20 protein-coding genes and 1 other RNA gene are annotated in these 21,149 nt (G+C 30.9%); 8 read left to right on the top strand and 13 right to left on the bottom strand.

Annotated elements, in window-relative coordinates:
* Window position 1: 1 nt before the first annotated feature.
* The 3 genes from ABNT22_RS05155 to ABNT22_RS05145 are packed head-to-tail and all read right to left on the bottom strand — an operon-like array spanning window position 2 to window position 3,134.
* Window positions 2-733, bottom strand: a complete 732-nt coding sequence (locus ABNT22_RS05155; protein ID WP_348715393.1) for a LytTR family DNA-binding domain-containing protein — start codon at window positions 731-733, stop codon at window positions 2-4.
* A complete protein-coding gene (locus ABNT22_RS05150; protein WP_348714752.1) occupies window positions 733-1,767 on the bottom strand; it encodes a sensor histidine kinase in 1,035 nt (344 codons plus the stop codon). The genes ABNT22_RS05155 and ABNT22_RS05150 overlap by 1 nt, the downstream gene beginning before the upstream one ends.
* Before the next feature lie 56 nt (window positions 1,768-1,823).
* Entirely contained in the window at window positions 1,824-3,134 is a 1,311-nt protein-coding gene (locus ABNT22_RS05145; RefSeq protein ID WP_348714750.1) for a hypothetical protein, read from the bottom strand.
* 167 nt (window positions 3,135-3,301) lie between these two features.
* Here ABNT22_RS05145 and ABNT22_RS05140 point away from each other — a divergent pair, with 167 nt between their 5' ends.
* Window positions 3,302-3,745, top strand: coding sequence for a hypothetical protein (locus tag ABNT22_RS05140; protein WP_348714747.1), 444 nt, complete (start codon window positions 3,302-3,304; stop codon window positions 3,743-3,745).
* A gap of 35 nt (window positions 3,746-3,780) precedes the next feature.
* Here ABNT22_RS05140 and ABNT22_RS05135 read toward each other — a convergent pair whose 3' ends face one another.
* Window positions 3,781-4,131 carry a TfoX/Sxy family protein gene (locus tag ABNT22_RS05135; protein WP_348714745.1) on the bottom strand — a complete coding sequence of 117 codons (351 nt, stop codon included), beginning with the start codon at window positions 4,129-4,131 and terminating at the stop codon, window positions 3,781-3,783.
* A 193-nt stretch (window positions 4,132-4,324) separates the two neighbouring features.
* Between ABNT22_RS05135 and ABNT22_RS05130 the strand changes: the two genes are divergently transcribed.
* Window positions 4,325-7,060, top strand: a complete 2,736-nt coding sequence (locus ABNT22_RS05130) for a TonB-dependent receptor (RefSeq protein ID WP_348714742.1) — start codon at window positions 4,325-4,327, stop codon at window positions 7,058-7,060.
* A 2-nt stretch (window positions 7,061-7,062) separates the two neighbouring features.
* Window positions 7,063-8,127, top strand: coding sequence for a phytase (locus ABNT22_RS05125; RefSeq protein ID WP_348714739.1), 1,065 nt, complete (start codon window positions 7,063-7,065; stop codon window positions 8,125-8,127).
* Between the two features lie 38 nt (window positions 8,128-8,165).
* Here the strand turns inward: ABNT22_RS05125 and ABNT22_RS05120 are convergent, their stop codons facing one another.
* From ABNT22_RS05120 to ABNT22_RS05110, 3 genes are all read right to left on the bottom strand, one after another.
* Window positions 8,166-8,690 carry a DUF4136 domain-containing protein gene (locus ABNT22_RS05120; protein ID WP_348714736.1) on the bottom strand — a complete coding sequence of 175 codons (525 nt, stop codon included), beginning with the start codon at window positions 8,688-8,690 and terminating at the stop codon, window positions 8,166-8,168.
* Between the two features lie 98 nt (window positions 8,691-8,788).
* Complete coding sequence (locus ABNT22_RS05115; protein ID WP_348714733.1) at window positions 8,789-10,279, bottom strand: S8 family peptidase; 1,491 nt, start codon at window positions 10,277-10,279, stop codon at window positions 8,789-8,791.
* Window positions 10,280-10,429: 150 nt separating this feature from the next.
* Window positions 10,430-11,416: a M28 family peptidase gene (locus ABNT22_RS05110; RefSeq protein WP_348714731.1), complete on the bottom strand. Its 987-nt coding sequence runs from the start codon at window positions 11,414-11,416 to the stop codon at window positions 10,430-10,432.
* A 70-nt stretch (window positions 11,417-11,486) separates the two neighbouring features.
* On the opposite strand from ABNT22_RS05110, the gene kdsA reads away from it, so the two are divergent.
* The 3 genes from kdsA to ABNT22_RS05095 are packed head-to-tail and all read left to right on the top strand — an operon-like array spanning window position 11,487 to window position 14,313.
* The gene (gene kdsA, locus ABNT22_RS05105; protein ID WP_348714728.1) at window positions 11,487-12,305 is read left to right on the top strand and encodes a 3-deoxy-8-phosphooctulonate synthase; all 819 of its coding nucleotides are present in this window, start codon (window positions 11,487-11,489) and stop codon (window positions 12,303-12,305) included.
* A gap of 48 nt (window positions 12,306-12,353) precedes the next feature.
* Window positions 12,354-13,304 (top strand): transglutaminase domain-containing protein, encoded by a 951-nt coding sequence (locus ABNT22_RS05100; protein ID WP_348714726.1) that lies wholly within the window; start codon window positions 12,354-12,356, stop codon window positions 13,302-13,304.
* 34 nt (window positions 13,305-13,338) lie between these two features.
* The gene (locus tag ABNT22_RS05095; protein WP_348714725.1) at window positions 13,339-14,313 is read left to right on the top strand and encodes a transglutaminase domain-containing protein; all 975 of its coding nucleotides are present in this window, start codon (window positions 13,339-13,341) and stop codon (window positions 14,311-14,313) included.
* Here ABNT22_RS05095 and ABNT22_RS05090 read toward each other — a convergent pair.
* Window positions 14,300-14,641, bottom strand: a complete 342-nt coding sequence (locus ABNT22_RS05090) for a DUF1801 domain-containing protein (protein ID WP_348714723.1) — start codon at window positions 14,639-14,641, stop codon at window positions 14,300-14,302. The two genes, ABNT22_RS05095 and ABNT22_RS05090, sit on opposite strands and share 14 nt — an antisense overlap.
* Before the next feature lie 119 nt (window positions 14,642-14,760).
* Between ABNT22_RS05090 and ABNT22_RS05085 the strand changes: the two genes are divergently transcribed.
* A complete protein-coding gene (locus ABNT22_RS05085) occupies window positions 14,761-15,672 on the top strand; it encodes a transporter (RefSeq protein WP_348714721.1) in 912 nt (303 codons plus the stop codon).
* Window positions 15,673-15,713: 41 nt separating this feature from the next.
* On the opposite strand, the gene ABNT22_RS05080 is transcribed toward ABNT22_RS05085, so the two are convergent.
* Entirely contained in the window at window positions 15,714-15,929 is a 216-nt protein-coding gene (locus ABNT22_RS05080; RefSeq protein WP_348714718.1) for a DUF3820 family protein, read from the bottom strand.
* Window positions 15,930-15,968: 39 nt separating this feature from the next.
* Window positions 15,969-17,177, bottom strand: a complete 1,209-nt coding sequence (locus tag ABNT22_RS05075; RefSeq protein WP_348714715.1) for an NAD(P)-dependent oxidoreductase — start codon at window positions 17,175-17,177, stop codon at window positions 15,969-15,971.
* A 253-nt stretch (window positions 17,178-17,430) separates the two neighbouring features.
* Here ABNT22_RS05075 and ssrA point away from each other — a divergent pair.
* Window positions 17,431-17,825: a transfer-messenger RNA gene (ssrA, locus tag ABNT22_RS05070) on the top strand.
* A gap of 75 nt (window positions 17,826-17,900) precedes the next feature.
* Here the strand turns inward: ssrA and ABNT22_RS05065 are convergent.
* The 3 genes from ABNT22_RS05065 to ABNT22_RS05055 are packed head-to-tail and all read right to left on the bottom strand — an operon-like array spanning window position 17,901 to window position 21,149.
* Window positions 17,901-18,089: a DNA repair protein gene (locus ABNT22_RS05065; protein WP_348727253.1), complete on the bottom strand. Its 189-nt coding sequence runs from the start codon at window positions 18,087-18,089 to the stop codon at window positions 17,901-17,903.
* 40 nt (window positions 18,090-18,129) lie between these two features.
* Entirely contained in the window at window positions 18,130-19,809 is a 1,680-nt protein-coding gene (locus ABNT22_RS05060) for a hypothetical protein (RefSeq protein WP_348727251.1), read from the bottom strand.
* Window positions 19,809-21,149, bottom strand: a complete 1,341-nt coding sequence (locus ABNT22_RS05055) for an McrB family protein (protein WP_348727249.1) — start codon at window positions 21,147-21,149, stop codon at window positions 19,809-19,811. Before ABNT22_RS05055 ends, ABNT22_RS05060 begins: the two co-directional genes overlap by 1 nt.

Raw genomic sequence — 21,149 nt, 5'->3', positions numbered from 1 at the left:
TTTATAAACTTAAACGTTCTTTAAAAATATAAGATTGCCTTCTGGAGATTTCAATTTCTTCTCCAGATTGCAATTCTATTTTCAATTTTCCGTTAAACCAAGCTACTATTTTTTTTACATGATTTATGTTAATTATTTGTTGTCTATTCGCTCTAAAAAACAAAGATTCGGGTAACTTTTCTTCAATCTTTGCGAGCGATTTGTATATAAGAGGTTTATTCCCTTCAAAAAAAACACGTGTATAATTTCCTACTATTTCAAACATGGTAATGTTTTCAATCTTTACCAACCAGCACCGCTCTCCTTCTTTTATAAAGATTTGTTTTTCTGGGCTTAATGTATTCGTTTCTCTTTTTTCTTTATGAGTAACTTTGAGGTATTGTTCTTTAACCTTTTCAATTGTTTTTGAAAAACGTTTTGAATTAATAGGCTTTAATAAATAATCGAATGCATTGTATTCAAAAGACTGGATGGCGTATTCATCAAAAGCCGTCGTAAAAATGGTAGTTGGAACCTCTTCTAACATTTCTAACAATTCGAATCCATCCTTCTCTGGCATATTTATATCTAAAAACAGTAAATCAGGTTTTTCTGAAGTAATCAATTCGTACCCTTGATCAACATTTTCTGCTTCACCAATGAGTTCTATTTCTTGATATGTTTTTAGCAACTCTTTTAATTCGTTTCTTGCCAAACGAGAATCTTCTACAATAACCGCTTTTAACTTTTTCATCATAATTGAATTTCTATAATTGCTTCTACTTTCTTTCCTACTTCCTTTAATTCAAAATAAGCCTTTTTTCCGTATAATAATTCCAATCTATTTTTAATGTTTTCAACACCTACTTGAGTACCATCAAACTTTTTTCTTAATCTACCAGGGTTCGTAACTTTTATACATAATTTATTAGTACGTATTTCTGTATATAATGTAACCTTTCCTCCTTCTTTTATGTTGGAAATTCCATGTTTAATGGCATTTTCTATCAACATTTGAATCAGCATTGGAGGAATTTGAATGGATAATGATGACGTATCAATATGCTTTTCGTACTGTAATCTATCTTCAAATTGAATTTTAGAAAGATCTAGGTATTTTTCAACCATTTCTAATTCATCTTCTAAAGCTATAGAGGTAATTGCATTCTGCCTAAGAGCATAGCGCAGCGTTTCCGACAAAGAGGTTAACATTTCTCTTGCTTTGTTAGTATCTTCCAACATTAATCCTCTTATGTTATTTAAACTATTGAACATAAAATGAGGGTTAATTTGTCCTTTTAATATATTTAATTGAGATTCTTTTAAAGTTGTCTGCAAAGTCATGTTCTTTAACTTTGCTTCTTCTACTTCGGTATAGAGATTTAAAGCAGTGTAAGAGACAAACCAAATAATCCAATTCAACCAATTGAAAATACGTGTAGCAAACTTACCATGATAACTAGACTTCTTTAGAAAGTATGTATGTAATATATCAATAAGAGGCCAAAAAACATAATTAAACACTACTGACACCATCAACATTAGAATAATCAGATACGCAATTTTAGTAATAACACTTTTGTCTTTTGTTAACTTTTCTAAACCTATTTGAATAAGTCCAGTTAATAACACTCCTATCAAGAACCAAACAAAGCATTCAGAGATGAAGTAATAAACCAATTCTTTTGTTTTTCCTAAATCACTCAACTTCATTATATAAGAAGACAGTAAAGTAATGCTCCAAACACTATAATTGGGTATTGCTTTTTTTGAAAAAAAATAGTTCATATTGATAATTCTCTTAATACGTTTTAATTAGCAAGTTATTCAAATAGTAAATGTATTTATTTTGTGGTGATGTCAACTAAATATGGCGCTAATAAATAACCTTCTTTAGAACGAAAGATATCGGTTATTAATAATTGTTGCTGTAAATTAGACTGTAATGCTACTTCAAAAGTAACTTTTTTCTTGTCTTCAGACCATCCTAAACTATTGGTTACTTGTAGTAAATTTTCTTCACCTAGAGGCCCTAATCTTAAGTTCATCAAACCAGTATCCATTTCCTTTGAAAACTCTATGGTCATTGTTTTAATACTAGCATCTACATTTATTGAATTGTTTTCAAACTCACTGATACCAACTACTCTAGGTCTCATTTTTTCAGACATTTCATAATAATTCTCAATCGACTCTTTAAAATAGTTTGATTTATTAATAAAGGAATGTAGTGCTTTTTCATCTAGATAATCTAGCGTAATCATTTCTTCAATAGCTTGTTGCTTATCTTTTGCTTGCTCGTAATAACTTTTACAAATTGCATATCCAATATAATATCCTAAATCTCCCACTTTAAACTGATTATTTGTATTACTCCAAAACCATCGAACCTCATACTTCGTAAACATCTCTTTGACAAAAGCCTCTTTAATCTTGGCGTCATGCTGTTTTCCATATATTGTACATTCATTTGGAGATGGAATATTCAAAGCCTTTTCTGCGACAAACTCTGCCACACCTTCTATCATAACCTTTGATAACAATGAATTGGCTATTGTAGTGTCTTGCTGTGTATGTACGTATTCATGTACATTGCTAAATACAATACTTTCTTCTGGAATATTGGTACTAAAATACTTAGGTAAATGAGGAAAATCTTCTTTTAACTCTGATACATTTATCGTTTTATCTCCCAAAGCAATCTCAGTTCCTATGAGAACTTTATCTTCCATCGTAGTTCCTCCTGTTTTAAAAGCTCCCATGGTAAAAAATATCTTTGCTTCTTTTGCTTTGGGATATATTTCTTTAAAACTAGCTACTCCCCTATTTATTTCTTCTTTATAACTTTCTATTTTTAAAGTATTAGGTCGTAAAGTTTCCCAAAACTTCGGATACTTATGAATCGCTTTTAAATAAGAATTTATAGTATATCTCCTTGCCTTCATAATATCTTTTAGACCTATTGTTCCTTTATCTAAAAATAACTCCTTTAAATATTGCACTTGCAAAACAGAATCTTGTGTTGCTTTAATCTTATCATAAGCCGTCCAAAAATTTGTGATATCAGTGGTTATAATTGCTTCTTTCTTCTTTAAGGTTGATTTACAACTTAAAGAAAATAAGACGATGATGAATACATTTAGGATTTTAGTCATAATTATAAATTTAAATTTTAGATCAAAACTAACTTGGTTTCAAGTAGTGAAGAACTGAATTATGACAAACGGCTAAATTCGCAGGGGCAACGGAATTAGGCACATACTAAACCTCTCCCTAAACCGTTAAATAATTGATATATTAGCATAACATAAAAATCAAGAACATGAAAAAATTATTTTTAACTTTCGGATTATTCCTAGCAGCTTTTACAATGAGTGCTCAGGAAATTTCTGACAATGCGATTGGGGTTCGCTTTGGAGACAATAACGGTTTTGGAGGAGAAATTTCTTACCAAAGAAAACTTAGTGATAGTAATAGGTTAGAAATTGACCTTGGAATTAGAAAAGGAGATGCTTTTAAAGCAACTGGATTATACCAATGGGTTTGGGAATTAGAAGACCAGTTCAATTGGTTTGCTGGATTTGGAGGTGGAATTGCTTCAGCTAATAGCAGTACTGCAATATTTGGTGCTGGTGTAGTGGGTATTGAGTATAACTTTGATATTCCAATTGTAATTTCTTTAGATTACCGCCCAGAAATCGGATTTAGCGGATTTTACGATGGATTTCAATCAGACTTTGGTTTAGGAATTCGTTATCAATTTTAAAATAACATATTCTTACTTTTATATAAAAGCCTTCATTATTTGGAGGCTTTCTTTTTACTCGATTTTGCAAATGGATTATAAGCTAAAGCCAACGCTAACCATTCAAACAAATCTTCATCTAAATCTGTTGCTTCCTCGGTCAAAAACACAAAACCTTTCATAGGTCTTCCTGTAAAATTCATTTCTTTACAACCTTTCTTTGTGAGTACTTCTTCATAAAATTCAGGGTTAATTCTTACCATAACCTCATCCTTATTTACTCCTACACACATTTTATCATCTACCATAAAACATAAACCTCCAAACATTTTCTTTTCATAAAAAGACACATGATGCTCTTTAAAATATTGCGCTATTCTATCTGATAAAAATTCATTGTATGCCATATGCTATGTTTTTTTAAAGTAACTTTTAGATTAATTAAAATTAAATAAAACATTACAGAATATTAAACAGATTAACATCCAATTAATATTTCTATGAAAGTTTCATAAATATTTACTAACAATAACAAAATATGCTTCCCACTTTTCCTAAATAGTTTTGTTCAGAATAATTCTATATCAATTAACAAACACAATGAAAAAACTACTACTATTTGTTTTTTGTCTTACAAGCATATGGGGGTATGCACAAGACAATTCAAGTTTAAAAGGAAGAATACTAGATGAAAACAATTTACCATTACCTGGAGCAACTATACTAGTTCCTTCACTTAAAATTGGGATTTCAAGTGATTTTAATGGTTACTATGAACTTATTGATTTACCCAAAGGAAACCATAAGATAACCATTACTTTTATTGGATATCAAGACATTGAAGAAAGCATCTCTTTCAACGCAGGAACAACTATCAAAAATTTCTCTTTACTACCTAAAACAGATGAGCTTGCTGAAGTTATTATCAAAGGAAGTATTGGTAAAGGACAAGCAAAAGCTTTAAACCAGCAGAAAAACAAAAACAATATTACCAATATCATTTCAGCTGACCAAGTAGGAAAGTTTCCAGACGCAAATATTGGAGATGCTTTAAAGCGTGTACCTGGAATTTCTATGCAAAATGATCAAGGGGAAGCAAGAGATATTATTATTCGTGGGTTGGCACCACAGTTAAACTCAGTTACCTTAAATGGCGATAGAATTCCATCTGCTGAAGGAGATAACCGACGTGTACAAATGGATTTAATTCCATCTGATATGATTCAAACAATTGAGGTAAACAAAGCGGTAACTCCAGATATGGAAGGAGACGCTATTGGTGGTTCTGTTAACTTAATTACTCGATCAGCTCCAAGTACTTTTAGAGCCTTTTTAACAGGGTCTTACGGACAAAATCCTGTAAGAAACACTCCTAACTATAATTTCTCAGGTTTAGTTACTAATAGAGCTTTTAACAAAAAGCTAGGCTATGTAATCAATGCTTCTTATAACTCTAATGAATACGGTTCTGACAATGTAGAATTTGAATGGGAAAACGACAACGGAAACTCTTATCTAGGAGAACACGATATTCGAAGATATGATGTTAAAAGAAACCGTATGAGTATTGCCACAAATCTTGATTTGAACTTAGATGAAAACAATACACTCTTTTTCAAATCTATGTACAACCAAAGAAAAGACTTTGAAAACCGTTATAGAGTACGTTTTAGAAAGATTGATGCTCCTGATGCCAGTGGAATATCTAAAGCTGAAGTCCGTCGTCAAACCAAAGGAGGAATTAATAATAGTACAAATGATAACACTCGACTTGAAAAGCAAAGTGTTTATAAACTATCTATTGGAGGAGAACATTTACTTTTTGGAAATGTAAAACTCATATGGAAAACAGGAATTTCTAGAGCACAAGAAGAACGTCCGAATGAACGTTATATACGTTTTGAAAATGACGACATTGAAGTTCGACAAGATTTTTCAAGAGCAAAGTTCCCAACTTTAATCCCTACAAACAACGATTTCAACGATCCCAATAAATTTGTATATGATGAAGTTACAGAAGAAAAACGTTTTACACGAGAACGTAAAATGAGTTCTAAAATAGATCTTATTATTCCAGTAAATACTACAGGTACTTATAAGAACAATTTAAAATTTGGATTCAAGCACAAGTACAAAGAAAAATTAAGAGATAATAATTTCTTTGAATATGATTTGGAAAGCCAATTCCCTACAATGAACCTTACAACTACAGCCGATTATACTGTTAATGGTTACTTAGCAGGAGATAATTATAAGTCAGGTTTATTTACTTCAAGAGAATTTTTAGGAAGTTTAAACTTAATAAATGGAGAAGCTGTTTTAGATGAATACGTTCCTGGAAACTACGATGCAGATGAAAACATTTACGCTTTTTACGGAATGTTAAATCAAAAATTAGGAGAAAATCTTTCTATCATTGCAGGGATTAGAGCTGAAAAAACTACTATTGATTATAACGGATTTGATTTAAAAATTGAAGAAGAAGAAGTTACTACTACTTCTGGAAGCAACTCTAACATTAACTGGTTGCCTAACTTACATGCAAAGTATAAAATTAATAACAATACACTTCTTAGAGCCGCTTGGACCAATACTATTGCTAGACCAAACTATTTTGATTTAGTTCCTTATAGAAACATCAATAGTGATGATTTAGAGGCCGAATATGGAAACTCTAGTTTAAACCCAACTGAATCGATGAATTTTGATGTAATGTTTGAACATTACTTTAGTAACGTGGGAATTATATCAGCAGGGGTTTTCTATAAAGATATCGATCAATTTATTTATAATTCTATTTCCAGAGAATCTATTACTATAGGTGGCAACACAGAAATATACGACGTTACAAGACCTTTTAATGGAGGAACAGCTGAAGTATATGGTTTTGAAATCTCTGTACAACGCAAATTAAACTTCTTACCAGGATTCTTAAGAAATTTAACCATCTATGGAAACTATACATTTACCGATTCTAAAACAGATGGTATTGTAGGTAGAGAAAATGGATTACCTCTAGCGGGAGCAGTAAAAAACATGTTTAATGGTTCTTTAGCTTACGAAACAGCAAAACTATCTATTAGAACATCTTTGAACTTTGCCGATGATTATATTTTCGAATATGGAAAAGATACATTTACAGATGCATTCTATGATCAACAATTATTTTTAGATATCAACGCAGCTTATAACATTACTAAGAACTTACGTATTTACGCAGAAGCTAAAAATCTAACTAATCAAGAACTACGTTTTTATCAAGGAAGTAAGAATCAAACAAGACAAGCAGAGTTTTATGATTACAACTGGAATCTTGGAATAAAATACAATTTTTAAACATGAAGTATATTTTTATAGTAGCCCTTATTTGTGTTGGTATGATTTCTTGTAAAAAGGAAAAGAAAGCTACTCCACAAGTTGAAAATTCTAACATCATTGAGTTAACAGCAGATGCAGAAACAACACCTGTAGCTTCTTTTGACGATGCTGCTGATGATCCTTGTATATGGGTGCATCCGACAGATCCTTCTAAATCAACTATTATAGGCACCAACAAAAAAGAAGGTTTAGAAGTTTATAATTTAGAAGGAGAGCGATTGTATACTTATAAAATTGGACGTGTAAATAATGTAGACATTCGTGATGGCTTTTTATTAAATGGAAAAGAAGTTACTGTGGTTACTGCCAGCAATAGAACCACCAATACAATTTCTATTTTAACAGTGCAACCAACTGGAGAATTAGAAGAAATTGCAGCAAGACCAATCAAATCGAATCTTAATGAAGTTTATGGATTAGGAATGTACAAAAGTGCCAAAACCAATAAGATATATGTTTTTATGGTTGGGAAAGAAGGAGGTATTGAACAATGGGAATTGTTTGAGAATACTGCTAAAATAGACGCTAAACTTGTAAGAAATTTCAATCTTAAAAGCCAAGGAGAAGGTATCGTTGCTGACGATTTTTATGGTAAAGTATATATCGGAGAAGAAGACACTGCCTTGTGGAAATTTGATGCAGAGCCTGAAGCTTCTGTTAAAGCAACTCAAGTAATTAGTACCCAAGACAAAAATATGGCATCAGACTTTGAAGGTGTTACTTTGTATGATGCTGGAAATGGTAAAGGATACATTATTCTATCTTCTCAAGGTAATAATAGCTATGCGGTATTGGATAGAGTAACAAATGCCTATATTAAAAGTTTCTCTTTAAAAGATAGTATTATTGACGGAACCTATGATACCGATGGAATAGATGTTAGTTCTCAAAACTTAGGAAGCAAATATCCTCAAGGTATTTTTATAGCACAAGACGGAGCCAATACACAAGAAAAGGATAGTCTACATCAAAATTTTAAAATAGTTGACTGGAGAAAAATCTCTAAAAATGTATTACTAGATTAGGACATAGTAGTGTGTAGTTGTTAAAGAAAAGCCTCAAATTATTTTTGAGGCTTTTTTGGTGGATATTCTTCCAAAATCTTTGCAATAACTTTTTTATAATATGCTTTTCTTTCTTCCGGAGTAGCTCTTACTTTCATTTCTGTTTTTGCTATTCCTTGCCAAACTAATTCGTTGGTTTTTGCATCTACAAAATCAATCATTAATTGTTGACTCACCTTTTTTCTTCCTATTGGAATACCACCGGAAATACCAAAACCAACATTACCTCCTCCTCCAATACCTACTCCAATGGTATTTCTATTTTCAGAAGTTCTTTCTTCTGCAACAATATTAATTAAGAAGGTAGGAGATTCTGCAGTGTTTAACCCTTTAGATTCTAATCCTGCTATAATTTCTCTTTCAATCCTTTTTACATCCAATTCATTTAATCCTTTCCCTGCATCTTCAAAAAACAGGAATGTTTTATACTGCGTAAAATTTGTTTTTGAATCGTAGTCAGAAACCACATTCACAGAAGCACATCCTATAAAAAAAAGAAGTCCTAAAAGCTTAATATATTTCATATGTATCATTTTAAAGTTTTTATCAAAAACTATACCCAATAAAAATACAAAAAGCCTCGAATAACTTCGAGGCTTTCTAAGATTAGTTAATTGATTTTTTATTGAACAGCTTTTAAAGCATCAATATTTCCATATCCATATTCTGAATGCTTACTAGGATAAAAATCAGCTGATTCTTTCATTTTTTGTAATACTTGATCACGAGACCATGTTGGATGTTTAGACCATACTAAAGCTGCAATTCCTGCAGTTGTAGCTGTTGCTACAGAAGATCCTCCAACATAATTTGCTTGTCCGTTATAATAACTTAATACAGGTACCTTGTTATCAGTTCCATTAGTTCTTTGCATTTGTACTGTAAAGTCAATTTTAGACCCTGAGTGACATACATCACACTTAGAGTAACTGTTTTCTTTAATTCCAGTTACAGCAACTGTTTCATTCATACTTGCTGGAAAAATTACTCCATACCAAGTTGTAAACGAGGTAGAAGTTCCTCCCGCTGCTAAAATCATTTTTCCTTTACTGTGTGCATACTTTATAGCATCTGAAACATTTCCAATACTAAATGGATATCCTAAAGACATTGAAATTACTTTAACATCACTTCTATTTGCTAAAGCCGTTAATGCTTCTACAATTCCTCTTTTTTCATGATAATCATCTATCACAACATTCTCTACTGCTCTATAGCTTACTAAGTTTGCATTGTATGCTACCCCTACAGGTAAATTATCATTATTTCTTGGTGCCGTTGCTACAGAAGCCATGCTAGTACCATGTCCACATTTATCATTTACACCATCATAATTATTAGACCATGCCCACCAAGAATCTACGAAAGTTCCATACTTTTGAACAAATCTTCCTGAAGAATATCCATCATTAAAATACTGATTCATCCATTTTTGTTCTGGAGATAATCCAGTATCAATAATAGCTACAGATACTCCTGCTCCTGTACTATAATTCCAAGCTTGCGGAATATTATGTTTATCGAAAGTCCAAGGTACTCTAGCTCCTGGCGCTACAGTTCTATAATCTGCAGATGCTGTTGCTACTCCAGCATATCCACAACCAGAACCTCCAGAAGAACTTGAACGTTCTTGGGTGTTGTTGTTAGAAAGGTAAAAATTGTATGCACTTGGTTCGATATAACGAACTCTGCTATCTTTTAATAAAGTTTCAATAGTAGCTTTATTCGTTACTTTGATATCAATGTAGTTTACATTTTCATCTACATAAAGTTCTGTTTTTCCTTTAGCAGAAGCACCTTCTATATTATGAATTAATTTTATTAACTGCTCTTTTATATTATCGGCTTCAGCACTTCTTGCAAAATTATTTTTTGAAGTTCCATAACCTACAGTTAAAATATCTTCTCCGTGTTTTACAGCACTCCAAATGAAGTTAGCATCTTGCTCTGTCCATTTAAAATCGCCTGTTTGCTGTAATGAAGATTCAATTTTTTGATTAATTTCTTTTTTTGAAAGAATTTCTGCTTGCGTTTCTTGTAAATCTACAGACTCATTATCTGAACAAGAAACCACTGCTAGCAACACTGCTAGACTTAAAAGTGTTTTTTTCATGATGAAGGGATTAATTTTTAAACATTGCGAATATAGTAATTTTTTAATACTTCTTTAACACATACCTAAAAACCTTAACACTTATTTTAAATAGTCAACAAAAAAAAGGATCGCGATGCGATCCTTTTTTATTTCAAACTATGTATTTTTTTATTCTTCTATTACCACTCTCGTAGGCGTATCTACTCCATTTATGATACTTTCGGTTCCTTTAGCAACAGCCTTTACCGTTTCAGTTAAAACTCCCATATCTAAAGTTTCTGCTTCATCAGTAACTTTATGATAGTCAGCATCAATATCGATTGGTGTCGTAGAAAACGTATGAGAAGGAACTCCTAATCTTGCTAAAGAAGCATTATCTGATCTGAAAAACAAGTTAAATTTCGGATACGGATCTGGAAATAACTTATACCCAGTACCTTCTAAATTCTTTTGAATTATTTTACCAAAATCAGATCTATCAAAACCAGTTAACCAAGCCGTTTTTGGTCCAGTTTTAGGTTCTTTTGCTATCAATTCTAAATTAATTCCTGCAACAAATTTTGAAGCATCAATATCTTTTCCAAAATACTTAGATCCAACTAACCCCATTTCTTCAGCGGTAAAACAAACAAATACAATACTGCGTTCATTCATTCCTTTTTTTGCAAAATATTCTGCAAGTGCCAATACCCCAACTACTCCAGAAGCATCATCGTTTGCTCCGTTAAAAATACGATCTCCTTCTCCACTTTCTTTCATTCCCAAATGATCATGATGCGCAGAAACAATAACATATTCGTCCTTCTTTGATTTTCCTTCTAATACTCCAATAATATTACTCATTTCAATACCATTATGAGTGAAGTTTTGACGATAGGTTGTTAAAGTGTCAAAGGTTTTTAAACCAATTCTTTTATATTCACTTTCTATGTATTGCGTTGCTTTTTCCATTCCCTCAGTTCCTGGCTTTCTCCCTCCCATTTCATCAGAAGCTAATGTATATAAGTGTTTTCTTACAGTAGCAGAGTCTATTTCTACTTCTTTCACCTTACTTGCTGTCTTTTCTTCTTTTTTATCTGTAGATTTTTCTTTTTTAGCCTGATTACAAGCAGTTAGTGCACCTATAACTGCAAATGATAGAATAATTTTCTTCATGATATTTATTTAGTTTCAAAGCTTAAAGATAGCCAATTTAATTTCTTAATTTTGTTCAAAATTTTTACCAATGGACTTAAATCTTATACCCAATATAAAACATACAGATTCTAACAACTTTTTTTTATTAGCAGGTCCTTGTGCTATTGAAGGAGAGGATATGGCATTGCGAATTGCTGAAAAGGTTGTAGAAATTACAACTAAATTAGAAATCCCGTACGTATTTAAAGGGAGTTTTAAAAAAGCAAATAGAAGTAGAATTGACAGTTTTACTGGTATTGGAGATGAAAAAGCTTTAAAAATTTTACGTAAAGTTTCTGAAACTTTTAATGTACCAACTGTTACAGATATTCATGAAGTATCTGATGCTGAAAAGGCAGCAGCCTATGTAGATGTTTTACAAATCCCAGCATTTTTAGTTCGACAAACAGATTTAGTTGTTGCAGCTGCTAAAACAGGAAAGGTTGTTAACCTAAAGAAAGGACAATTTATGAGCCCTGAAGCAATGCAACATGCAGTTAAAAAAGTACATGATGCAGGAAACACAAAGGCATGGATTACCGATAGAGGTACTATGTTTGGGTACCAGGATATGATTGTCGATTTTAGAGGTATTCCAACTATGCGTCAATTTGCACCTACTGTTTTAGATGTTACCCATTCATTACAACAACCAAATCAATCGAGTGGTGTTACTGGAGGTAGACCAGATATGATTGAAACCATCGCTCGTGCTGGTGTAGTAAATAATGTTGATGGATTATTTATGGAAACGCATTTTGATCCAGCAAATGCAAAATCTGATGGTGCAAACATGTTACATTTAGATTATTTAGAGAAGTTACTTCATAACTTAGTAACGATACGTAAAACTATAAATAATTTATAGGCACAATTTTTGATAATAAAAGTTGTTTCTTAAACATATAATTTTACCATGAAACAACTTTTATTTTTTCTCTTTTTCACCTCTCTTTCAGTATTTAGTCAAGACTTTTCTTCTATTCAAGAAAAGGTGGCCTCTTACCCCAAATTAATCACTGCTGAAAACTTAGCAACTTCCATTTCAAAAGATTTTAACTCTAAAGAAGACCAAGTTAAAGCGGCTTTTTTCTGGTTAACACAAAACATTCGATATGATTTAGAAGATTTTTATAATCCGAAAAACAAACGAGTAAGTTTTCGATATAGAGATGAAGCGGAACGCCTTCAAAAAATTAGAGAAATAAAAGACAATATTGTAAAGCAAACCCTCAGAACTAGAAAAGGAGTTTGTGAAGGGTATGCTCAAACTTTGGCTAAAGTTTGTTCTTTACTTCAAATAGAAAATGAAGTTATTAAAGGGTATATCCGAAATACTTCTCAAGAAATAAATCGCCCAAGAAATAGTACAAACCATGCTTGGAATGCCGTAAAGCTTCATAACAAATGGATTTTTTTAGACGCCACTTGGGCAGCAGGTGCCGTGATGAATGGTAAATGGCAACGTCGTTTTAATCCATATTACTACAATATTCCTAAAAGTAAACATTTCAAAACGCACTTTCCTGTCGATAAACTTTGGCAATTACGCATTGGACGTATGGAACTTGCGGATTTTTACAACCAACCTATTTACGATAGTAGTTTTTTAAAATCTAACTTACAATTAATAGCTCCACAAAAAGGAATTTTAACCTCTACCAACAATCAGGTAGAAATTAAACTTGAAAATCTAAAAAGGGATCAACGTGTTATGGTAGGTTTTTTGGGGTATCAGTTTGCCGTACAACCTAAAATAACTCAAAAAAATAATATTAGTACTTTGAGTATTACTCCACCCGAAGGTGCGAAGGAACTGTTTCTTTTAATCAATGGCGAGGTAGTCTTAGAATTTTTAATTCAGTAATTTTTTATATTTTGATATTTAACAATGTAGAAAAATGAAAAAGATTACACTCATTTTATTTTTTGGTTTCTTATACCAACTTTCTTTTGCTCAAAACCTTAAAAAAGTTGATCAAATAGTTAGCTCCTATCCCGAAGTAACATCTATAGAAGAGCTAGCTAAAAAAATAAATTACGACTTTAAAGGTAGTAATCTTGAAAAGGTAAGAGCAGTATACACTTGGATTGGAATAAATATTAAATACGACTATATGTTGTATGATTCTAATTTATTACGCCAACCAGAATTTATCGTTTTCAATGATCAAAGTGATTTAAATTGGATAAAAAAAAGAAAGAAGAAAGAAATCGCTCAAAAAGCCTTCTCTAAAAAGAAGGGACTTTGTACGGGGTACGCCTATCTCTTTCAAAGAATTTGCAACCTAATTGATATTCCGAATGAATTAATTTTTGGTTATACCAAAACCTCCTTCCAAGATATTGGTATTAAACCTACAACTAAGAACCATGTTTGGAACAGTGTTAACATTGATAATAGATGGTTATTAATAGATGTTACCTTTGGTTCTGGTTATATGTATAAAGATGTTTGGCAGCAACATCTTAATTTCAAGTATTTTGATGCCCGAAAAAAGTTTTTAAAACTTACCCATTTTGCTACAGGTTTAAAATGGAAAAGGTTTATGAAACAAAAAGAATTTCAACAATTTTGTGAGGATCCTTTCTTTCAAAATGCATTCTTAAAAAGCAACATTGAAATTATAACACCTACTGTTGGAGAGATTATCATCAACAAAAGAGAGAGAATACGTCTTACGGTAAAAAAGCTATCAAAATCAGATAAGATTCGTTATCTTTATTTACACGATAAGATATTGCATAAGGCACAAGTAGTAAACAAACACGAGCGTTTAACTAATCTGTATTTTAAAAATCCTAAACGTGATACCAGTTTACATATATATATCAATAATGAATTAGCACTGGAGTATAAAATTAAAGTCCGATAACTTGTAAAACTTCAATTAAAATTTTTTCATCAATTTCTTCTACAGAAGTGTACCTAAGTGATTTTACAACAGTTCTCTTTTCTGAGACTAAGTGTGCATTGTAATCATCTAATAAATTTTTAGCCCAAAATCCAACATCTACATATCCTTTTTTATGGGAAGCATTTAGATAACATAGTTGCTTTCCGTTTAAATAATATACCGGAATTTTCCACTTGTATTGCATTACTACTTCCGGAAAAGTACTTTCAACCAATAACTGTATATGTAGCAATATTGATTTAAAAGGTTCTGGTTGATTTAGAATGTAAAGTTCTGCCGGTTTCACATTTTAAAAGTACATAAAATACCTGCAGTTTATGTTGTTAAAAAATGTTAAATCATTTTTTTTGAGTAATGATTGATTTTTTTCTCGACGAACTTGTAATTAAATCAACAATATACATAATGAAAAAAATTACCCAAGCAGTATGTACGTTGTGCGTTTTACTAGGAGTTTCTACCGCTTCAAATGCACAAGGTATGTTTGATGGTTTTACACCGAAAAAAGGAGATCTTTCAATCACAGCTTCTTATGCAAAAAGTGATTTTGACCAATTTTACTTAGGAGAAGAAAAGCAAGATGCTGTTCCTGTTCATGGAGAAATTAATCAAAACATTTTCTCTTTATTTGCCAAGTATGGTATTACTGACCGATTATCAGCAGTTGTTAAAGTACCGTATATTTCTGCAGAAAATACCAGTGGTGCTCCTGACCCAGTAAATGGAGAAACTTCTATTTCTGGTTTACAAGACATTACAATTGGATTAAAGTTAAATGCACACACATTTAAGTTTGCAAAAGCAGATTTAAGCATTTTAACAGCTGGTGCAGTTGTTATTCCAACCAATTATGAACCTGTTGGAATTTTATCTTTAGGTACAGGTGCTTTTGGAGTAGACTTACGATTAGGACTACATTTAAATACTGATATCGGTTTCTTCTCTACGCTTTATGCCGGATACAATTTAAGAGGAGATGCAGATAACAACTTGATACCAAATAGAGGAGATTTTAATGCTCCTAATGCCTTTGTTACTAGTGGAAAAATTGGATATGCAAGTAAGCATATTTATGTAGAAGCTTGGGCAGACTACGCTAATTCTGAAGAAGGAGTTGATATTGGTTCACCAGCCTTTGCCGGAAATTTCCCAGAAACAGATGTTGACTACGCTAGAGTTGGATTAACAGTTTATAAAGAAGTTATTCCAAACTTAGGAATTAGTGCTGGTATTGGAAAAGTTATTGATGGAAGAAACATAGGTGATTCAATTATTTATTCAGGGGGAATCACTTACAACTTGTCTTTATTAAAATAAGGGTTTAAATAGACAAGTAAAAGGGAATGATGTTCACACAATCATTCCCTTATTTTTTTTAAAATATCTTCTAATCCGTTTAATCGGAGTTCATATACCAAGCCAAGCATAGTTCCTAATTTCCCCTTTGGAAATCCTTTGTTCTTATACCAAACTAAGTAATATTCTGGTATATCTATTAAATAGGTTCCTTTGTACTTACCAAATGGCATTCTCATATTTGCGGTATCTACCAAAAATTGTTTATCAGATATCATGATATAAAAAATCCCACCGAAGTGGGATTGAACTAATTATTATTCTTTTCCGTCTACGTAATCTTGTAAGTAAGCATAACGCTCTGTTAATTTACCATCGTTGGTCGTCATTTTTGCTCTTTCTAAAATTCCATCTTTATCATTATTGTAAAAAGCAGGAATTACGTGTTCTAAAAACATTTCTCCAAAACCTTCACTGGCATCTTTTGGTAACTCACATGGTAAGTTATCTACCGCCATTACTGTAATTGCTCTTTCGTCATTAAAATCAACTTCTGATTCTGTTTGAGGGTCATACCCGTAAATAGGATCAGCAATGGTTGAAGGACGAATAGTAGAGGCTACAGGTCCATCGATATCACAAGAAACATCAGCTACATATTTGATTCTAAATTCAGGATGTTTCGCATCTTCTCTTGTAAATAAATATGGAGCTCCATCTCCATAGAAATGCCCTGCAATAAAGAAATCTGTTACTTTTGCATAGGGCATAAAGTTACTTTCATACCCAGATGGGTCTTTATAAAAGGCATACTTCTCTCCTACTTTACCATCCACACGTTTGTTATATTCCATCACATCTGCCATACAATAAACAGGTTCAGAAAAATCAGCAGTTAAATACAAAGCATCGCTCACTTGTTTGATTTGTAGGTGATCTAAAATTTCTTTTGCTCCGTAGGCCACTTTTCCTGTTCCCGTCAATAATATTTTGATATTAGGCAGGGTAATTTTATCTAATTCTGATTTTACCTCATCTAAATCAGCTAAGGTTTCTACTTTTGGTAAGTTGAATAATCCTTCTCTTAATCCGAATGCTCTAAATCCGTTATAAGCTCCTACCAATCCAGCATAACGTCCAAAACCAATCAATCTTGCTCCACTTTCCTTTACAATAGTTTCATGATCATACATTTCAATATTTCTTTCCAACATAGCTTTTAACAACTTACGATTGTAAGGTTGCTTTTTAATAGTATGTGAAAAATAGAAATATTTTTTATTCGGAACTAAGGCCTCTACAGGGACTTCTTTTACCCCTAAAAGTACGTCGCAATCTGAAACATCATTGGATACTTCTAATCCGGCATCTTTATATGCTTGATCAGAAAAAACTCGGATATCTGAACTTTCTACCGCTATGGTTGCTTGCGGAAATTTTTCTTTAAATTCGCTTAGTTTTTCTGGAGAAAAAACAACTCTTCTGTCTGGTGGATTCTTACGTTCTCTTATGATTCCGAATTTCATTGTCTGTTTGTATTAAAATTAAACAATTTTTTGTTTATTGTTATATTTTATAACATTTCCTGCGAAAATACTTGTTTTAAAATTATTGCACAAATAGTATTTTTATATATTTGCTGCCCGCGTTAGGGATTAAGCGATTTGTTTGAGCTCTTTTATGAAGTTTTCTTAAAAAAAAGAGTAATAAAAGCCCACCCGAACGCCCTAATAATTGGTATACTTTTTGCCGATTATAATTTTAATTCTTTGACATATTGGGGACGACTGGTTTTGACAGCGAGATCAGGGATAATGTAAGCATACCGAGGAGTGAGATGACAACTCGTAAAACTTATTTCAAACTTTTAAACGGCGAAGATAACTACGCTTTAGCTGCTTAATCTGAATTATAGTAAGATAGAGCCTCGGCACACAAGGTGTGCAAGCTAAATGTCCACGAAAAGCCTTGGTTTACGGCGTTTCATTTTTGGGCATCGTAAAAGTAAACATAGAAAACTTAACACTCCGATAAGTTTTCGAAATTTAAGGAGATAAGCTAAAAGTGGGTGGTTTTGAATCAGCTTTTAGTCGAAAACTAAATCAAAACTAAGTATGTAGAAAGCATTTGAGCTGCTTGTTTGGACCCGAGTTCGATTCTCGGCGTCTCCACAAATAAACCCTGTAAGCATTATGTTTACAGGGTTTGTTGTTTTATACTGACAAATTTACTGACTTTTTTAAAAGAAATTATTTAACCATTTCTAAATAATCATCAACAGCATTTTTAAAGTTTTCTTCCAATTCTTTTACTGAAGCTCCTTCATAACTTACAAGATTTGTTATATTTATTATTTTTCCATAATAAATATTATCTTCTTTACTATATTCAGTACTTCCGTTATAACTTCTATATGTAAATCTAGTTTTTATTTTCATTCAATACTTAATCTAGTTTTATTAAAACATTTTGGCTAAATTAATGTTGGAATTGATACTCATTAAATTCTGTCAAAATCTCATCTAAACTTCTATCTGTTTTATGTTTAGCTAAAATCAATTTTTTTTCTTTTGTATAGAAAGTTTTTCCATTTATTTTTCTAAAATTATCATCTACAAAAGCTTCAATATTATCCTTTCTGTATTCAAAAAATTGAAACTCCGATTTACTAGGGTTTGCCAAGAAGTTAATAAAGTTATTTCTAAATACTAATTTAGTTTCTGTTCTGAATTTTTCTATAGTTTGATTACTAAATTGAGAATAAGATTTCAAAACATAGAGAAAATTAATTTTATATTGATGAACAAAAAGTGTATCTCTATCAAATAGCCTTTCTTTAAAGTGAAACGATTTCACAACATCTCCTTTTTCAGTCAATTTATTATTATCAAAGTTTTTATAATCATTGATATATCCATAAATAAAAAAATTAGGAGTAATATTATAACCTTCAGTAAGTTTGTCCCTATACCTTAAATTTTCTTTATAATATGAATCTGTTTCATTTAAAAGGTCAATATTATATTGAATTACATTTCTAGCATAAGTAAATTGTTTATATTTAGACACTTTACCAGCCGTATTATCTGATTTATAATATTTAGAATCTCCAATATAAAAAATATCACTAGTGTCTAATAAAGATTGGTAATCAAAAATATGGTCAATTATTTTACCATCATCATTATATTTTAAATGTCTTAATGTCGTTCCGTCAGATGTTTTTTTATCTTCAATTTTATCTGAAAAAAGTTTGTCAATCATATCTTCAAAAACTAAGTTATAGCTGTTTACAGAAATGAATTCCTCTTTTTTCTTACGGATACTACTTGTATCTGTCTGAGAAAAATAGATTTCACATAAATGATACATTTTTTTCAAAGTATCATTGAAATAACGGTATTTTATTTTTTTTAGTTTTGATAACCCATTTTTTTGTAACAGTTCAAATTTTGCACCTTTTATTAATGGATAAGATTTATCAATATTTAAATAGAGATTATGTTCTGTATTTAATTTATTTAAAATTGAAAAAAAATAGATTAATAGTTCTTCTTCAGTATTTATAATTCTTTTCCTATTTCTAAAAATGTTGTAAATAGGCTTTTTGTCTTGTGTAATTAGTGGAATTGATTTTCTAATTGTCTTTTCCCAATTAAGCTTTTTTACTTGTTTAGAATTAAATTCAACATACTTAAATAAAATTTGGTTTTTATTCTTTTTATAAAAATTAACAAAACTTAAAAGTAAATCTAAATAAGAATATTCTTTATCTTTTAAATTAGTATTTAAATTTGACAATAATGAACTTTGAACAATGGTAGTTGATTTATTTCTTCTTTTAAATTCTAGTAGACTATTATAAAAATAAACAGAAATTTGCCTAATCCAATTATACTGTTCTTTGTGTTTAAAACTTTCTACTTTATCTAAATTGTAAAGTTCTTCTTTATCTGTGTTAAATACTGTTTTTCCACCACCAGCCATAAATACTTTTGGTAGCATATAAACAAGCTCTCCTTTTTCATAGGAATGATAATAACCTACCGATAATATTGTGCCATATTGACTATCGTTTTGATAATAAAATTTTTGGTTATCAAAAATTTTATTTAGTTCTTCTAACTTATATTTTTCTCCTTCAATTAGGATTCTCATTAGATTGAATCTTTATAATCAATTTCCAAATCATCTAAAATATCTTTTACTTTTTGTATTCCGTTTTTTTCATCTATTGGAAAGAATTTTTCATAAGTAACTTTGTTTTTAAAGATGCTTTCTTCCTCTCGTTCATCTTTAAAAACATCATTCCACAAGTAAAAAATCGCTTTATTAATAAAAGTATCTATTTCAATTACGTCATTTATAGGCTTAATAAAATAATTCCCTAAACATTTGTCCATTCCCAAATTATGATTTTGACTAATTTTTTCATTAACTTTTTCGATAAAATCTAACCATTTAAATGATTCACCATTTGATATTTTCACGACAAATTTTGTTGATGAATTCTCATCTTCTATTCTTGAATAGTTGATTGGAATATATTCCCAATCCCATCTTCTTTTAAATGCACTATCCATTGGAAATAATGATTGGTCTGAGGTATTCATTGTTGCCAAAATACTAAGGTTTGGAGGAAGTAAAAGTTTATTCGCTTGAATGTTAGGATTATCTTTTAACTTTGTTTCCAAATATTCTTTTAATTCTTTAGAAGGAGTTATTTTATAATCATTAGTTCTATCTAATAGTTGAAAAACATCTCCAAAAATTTCTGCACAATTCCCTCTGTTAATTTCCTCTATAACCAAGTAATAATCATTTTCTAGGTCATTCCAAGCATTTATATAAACATTTGTAAAAGCCTGTGGAACAAATTCGTATTTAATCTTTTCACCATCCATTGTAGGTTTATAACCACCAATAAAAGACGAATAATCATACTCTGGATGAAATGTTACTCTTTCCGTTCTTTCTTCTTTACCTTTTACAATTTCTTTTACTTTATGAGATTTACCAGTACCTGGTGCTCCGTAAAAGATTTTATTAATCGCTTTTATAGTAATTTCTTTCTCGCTCCTATCATTATCAATTATCGGGAGTTCGTGATAACCATTTATTAATGATTTTAAAAGGTTGTATCTGACTTTATCTTTACTCGAAATAAATTTGAATTGAAACTCTTTATCATTTTTTCTAATAAAAACAATTATATCTCCTATTTCAGCCTTTAATGATTTAATCAAAAAACTTTTTAATTCACTATCTATCCTTGCTTCTTTTCCTTCTGCAGCATACAATCTAGTATTTATGAGTTTATTGTTAAACTTGTTATTTTCAGAGTGAATATCGTCTTCTATAAAAGAAAAGGATATTTTTCGATCTTCGTCTGGTTTTACATAATCAAAATTGAAAAAATTATTTGAAGGTTTTGTAGGAAATGCTATTTGTTTTCCTCCTCTTAAATCTTGTTTAAAAATTTCTCTAATATAAATCAT

The sequence above is a fragment of the Tenacibaculum sp. 190130A14a genome (genome assembly GCF_964048965.1).
GTDB lineage: Bacteria > Bacteroidota > Bacteroidia > Flavobacteriales > Flavobacteriaceae > Polaribacter > Polaribacter polynesiense.
This window is presented reverse-complemented; position numbering and strand designations above follow the sequence as displayed.

What these genes read in the sequence shown, in the direction of transcription:
- ABNT22_RS05155 (WP_348715393.1), bottom strand. Translation starts at nt 733, where the DNA reads ATGAAAAAGTTAAAAGCGGTTATTGTAGAAGATTCTCGTTTGGCAAGA.
- ABNT22_RS05150 (WP_348714752.1), bottom strand. Translation starts at nt 1,767, where the DNA reads ATGAACTATTTTTTTTCAAAAAAAGCAATACCCAATTATAGTGTTTGG.
- ABNT22_RS05145 (WP_348714750.1), bottom strand. Translation starts at nt 3,134, where the DNA reads ATGACTAAAATCCTAAATGTATTCATCATCGTCTTATTTTCTTTAAGT.
- ABNT22_RS05140 (WP_348714747.1), top strand. Translation starts at nt 3,302, where the DNA reads ATGAAAAAATTATTTTTAACTTTCGGATTATTCCTAGCAGCTTTTACA.
- ABNT22_RS05135 (WP_348714745.1), bottom strand. Translation starts at nt 4,131, where the DNA reads ATGGCATACAATGAATTTTTATCAGATAGAATAGCGCAATATTTTAAA.
- ABNT22_RS05130 (WP_348714742.1), top strand. Translation starts at nt 4,325, where the DNA reads ATGAAAAAACTACTACTATTTGTTTTTTGTCTTACAAGCATATGGGGG.
- ABNT22_RS05125 (WP_348714739.1), top strand. Translation starts at nt 7,063, where the DNA reads ATGAAGTATATTTTTATAGTAGCCCTTATTTGTGTTGGTATGATTTCT.
- ABNT22_RS05120 (WP_348714736.1), bottom strand. Translation starts at nt 8,690, where the DNA reads ATGAAATATATTAAGCTTTTAGGACTTCTTTTTTTTATAGGATGTGCT.
- ABNT22_RS05115 (WP_348714733.1), bottom strand. Translation starts at nt 10,279, where the DNA reads ATGAAAAAAACACTTTTAAGTCTAGCAGTGTTGCTAGCAGTGGTTTCT.
- ABNT22_RS05110 (WP_348714731.1), bottom strand. Translation starts at nt 11,416, where the DNA reads ATGAAGAAAATTATTCTATCATTTGCAGTTATAGGTGCACTAACTGCT.
- kdsA (WP_348714728.1), top strand. Translation starts at nt 11,487, where the DNA reads ATGGACTTAAATCTTATACCCAATATAAAACATACAGATTCTAACAAC.
- ABNT22_RS05100 (WP_348714726.1), top strand. Translation starts at nt 12,354, where the DNA reads ATGAAACAACTTTTATTTTTTCTCTTTTTCACCTCTCTTTCAGTATTT.
- ABNT22_RS05095 (WP_348714725.1), top strand. Translation starts at nt 13,339, where the DNA reads ATGAAAAAGATTACACTCATTTTATTTTTTGGTTTCTTATACCAACTT.
- ABNT22_RS05085 (WP_348714721.1), top strand. Translation starts at nt 14,761, where the DNA reads ATGAAAAAAATTACCCAAGCAGTATGTACGTTGTGCGTTTTACTAGGA.
- ABNT22_RS05080 (WP_348714718.1), bottom strand. Translation starts at nt 15,929, where the DNA reads ATGATATCTGATAAACAATTTTTGGTAGATACCGCAAATATGAGAATG.
- ABNT22_RS05075 (WP_348714715.1), bottom strand. Translation starts at nt 17,177, where the DNA reads ATGAAATTCGGAATCATAAGAGAACGTAAGAATCCACCAGACAGAAGA.
- ABNT22_RS05065 (WP_348727253.1), bottom strand. Translation starts at nt 18,089, where the DNA reads ATGAAAATAAAAACTAGATTTACATATAGAAGTTATAACGGAAGTACT.
- ABNT22_RS05060 (WP_348727251.1), bottom strand. Translation starts at nt 19,809, where the DNA reads ATGAGAATCCTAATTGAAGGAGAAAAATATAAGTTAGAAGAACTAAAT.
- ABNT22_RS05055 (WP_348727249.1), bottom strand. Translation starts at nt 21,149, where the DNA reads ATGATTTATATTAGAGAAATTTTTAAACAAGATTTAAGAGGAGGAAAA.